The 2,583-nt window shown below is 43.0% G+C and carries 1 protein-coding gene; it reads left to right on the forward strand.

Features of this window, described 5'->3' with window-relative positions; genetic code table 11:
- Positions 1 to 61 precede the first annotated feature (61 nt).
- Positions 62 to 2,583: phospholipase effector Tle1 domain-containing protein (locus BT797_RS22245; RefSeq protein WP_217653266.1), on the forward strand; the 2,522-nt coding region annotated here is incomplete at its 3' end.

Raw genomic sequence — 2,583 nt, forward strand, 5'->3', positions numbered from 1 at the left:
TTAAGTCTAATCAGCTTAAAATCACTGCAATTTTTTATTTAATTGTGGGCTTATAATGAATATGAGTTACAAATTTATACCTGGTTCTGAATTATCTAATGATGAACTAGCGTATAAACAATCCCCAGAAGAAGTCATCAGAACGCTTTCGCGCGAGCGAAATACGACATCCTGGCTAAACAACCTTCCTTCACGACTGAAGAAAATTCTTTTGCTCTCAGGTGAAAAGCAGGTGCTAAACACACTCCATCAATTACTATCTAGTGGAAAGTGGGTTGCGGTTAACGCTCAAAATGAAAACAAACCGACTTTTACAAACGCTTATTATAAGCGTGTTGTCGATGACGTGGTGCTAGCATCTGAATCCATCTACGTATCTGTTGAGCCAACGGCGGCGTTTGAGTATTCCATTGAAATTGCATGCGTTCAAGATGAATTAAATAAATATAATGTCGGTGACTTCTCATTACAAAAAACCGAAAAAGAAGTGTCGAACTTGTCATGGAAACGCTCCCAAACACAAGACGGTTTTACGCTACTCACAGCGAGTGTCAATGTTAATGAGCCGAAAACGCTCGTTAGGGAATTTTCTGCATCCAGTGGTGGTGCGTTAATATTTCATGATGTGGAGCCAGTGAATGCGGGCTCTGCCTCTCACGCAGAATCGTTTATCCCTGTTAAACCTGCTGTTCAGGTAGGTGAGCTACTTGGCTGGCCTACTGAAGGGTTCTTTTACCACTTCATCGATGATGCGCTGATACATGAATATCAGTTACTGGGCGAGGGAAAGTGGGCATTTCAAGCTACATTATCAGATACTGATAGGCTCTCCGATGAGTTGCTGTCACATCATACATACAGTTTTATTCTGTTGCCTTGGAAAATCAACCGCATAGCGGTTGCTCGCCAGCACTTACTTTACCTTCCCCAGAAGATGACTGCGGCTCAATTTGGCGACTTAACACCGGCTTGGCTTGATGAACATGCGTGCTTACTTGATGTCGATTCAATTGCTAAAACAAAGGGAGATGAAAATATCCTCCGTGAAGAAGCGCTCGATGACCAAAGTAATCAACCAGGGGATGCTCAAACAAATGACTCAAGGCATACGGTAAAAACAAACGCTGACACGGGAAAGGTTGAAACGTGGAAGGACATTGCCACACAGCATGGATTAGCCGCCAAAGCCTTGTTAAGCCTAAATCCAATACTTGACCAAGCCCCTTGGCTATTGCAGGTCGGTGATGAGCTTTTGGTCAGTAAAGAGAAAGACCAGGCAGTCGTAACAAAGCAAGACTTATTACCGCCGCAGGAAATTGAAAGCGTCGGCCAAGCCATCCGTTTTGCGAATGCTTATGCGAGCCAGGTTAAAGATAGACAATTACGGCATAACATCGTCGCGGTACTACAAGACAGTACCATTCCGCAAAGTGCGCCCATTATTAATATTCACAAAGTAAAGCCAGAGCGGACGTTGCGTATTGGTGTGTTTTTTGATGGTACAGGACAAAACAGCCCGAATGATGCTTATAAAGAAGCGCGGGGGGATAAGTCTCGCACCAATGTCGCACGATTGTTTGAAGCATATCCAGAACAAGAGGGTGAGTCATACGCCATTTATGTTTCAGGTGTGGGTACAGTGGATGGTATCCAGCCGGTTCCTGAAGGGGAAGAGAACCCCGTCATAGATGCAGGTGATGATGAAAAATCATTATCGCAAGCTTTTGGTGTTTTTGATGATACCGGTGCGTTCCGTAAATGGCAGTCTTTGCTTGTTGATATGCAGCGTATAATTGATGAATTGGCGAATAAAGGCATTTACCAAAAAATCGAGCATATTGAATTTGATGTATTCGGCTTTAGTCGTGGTGCGGCGTTAGCGCGTCACTTTATCAACGCGGCGCTTGAAGGGATACCGGATTATTCCAATCAAAAAAGAGGGCCTAACACTGTTGATATCTACCCAAATTTATTGGGGAATGAGTCGCATCCTATGTTTGATAATGTCCACAAGGATTTCTATCAGAAAGATGAGACTCGTCGTGTCTCTGTGCGTTTTGTCGGATTATTTGATACGGTCGGCTCGTTCTATATCGCGGGTAATGACGATGAGGGTAATTTTGAGTTGGGGCTTAAAGAGGATGTGGCCAAAGCTGTGTTCCAAATTTGTGCGAGTCATGAATATCGAGATAAATTCCCGCTGACGGCATTGGATGGCGGTGGTGAAATGAAAGCATTTACCGATGGCATCTTCTCTCAGGAAGTATTCCCTGGTTGTCACACGGATATTGGTGGTGGTTATCCATCAAAAAATCAGTATGGGCGCACTGATTTACCTAAGCGATTAAGTCAACCTGTTAATTCAACCTATAATCGTAAGTTGATTAAAACTCATCGTTATAATGAAGGAGATTATCACGGAGATTCGACACACTTTCCAAGCTGGCTGAGGTTAAAGCGAAAGGAAGAGGATGTGGCTTGGAAAGAAATGTGTAAGGAAGTGAAATTAGATAATAATACAGAACTTAGTATTCATGGCGAAGTGAAATTAGATAATAATACACTGTACTATTATCACTTCAT

This window comes from Moritella viscosa (assembly GCF_900120065.1).
In the GTDB taxonomy this organism is placed as follows: Bacteria; Pseudomonadota; Gammaproteobacteria; order Enterobacterales; family Moritellaceae; genus Moritella; species Moritella viscosa.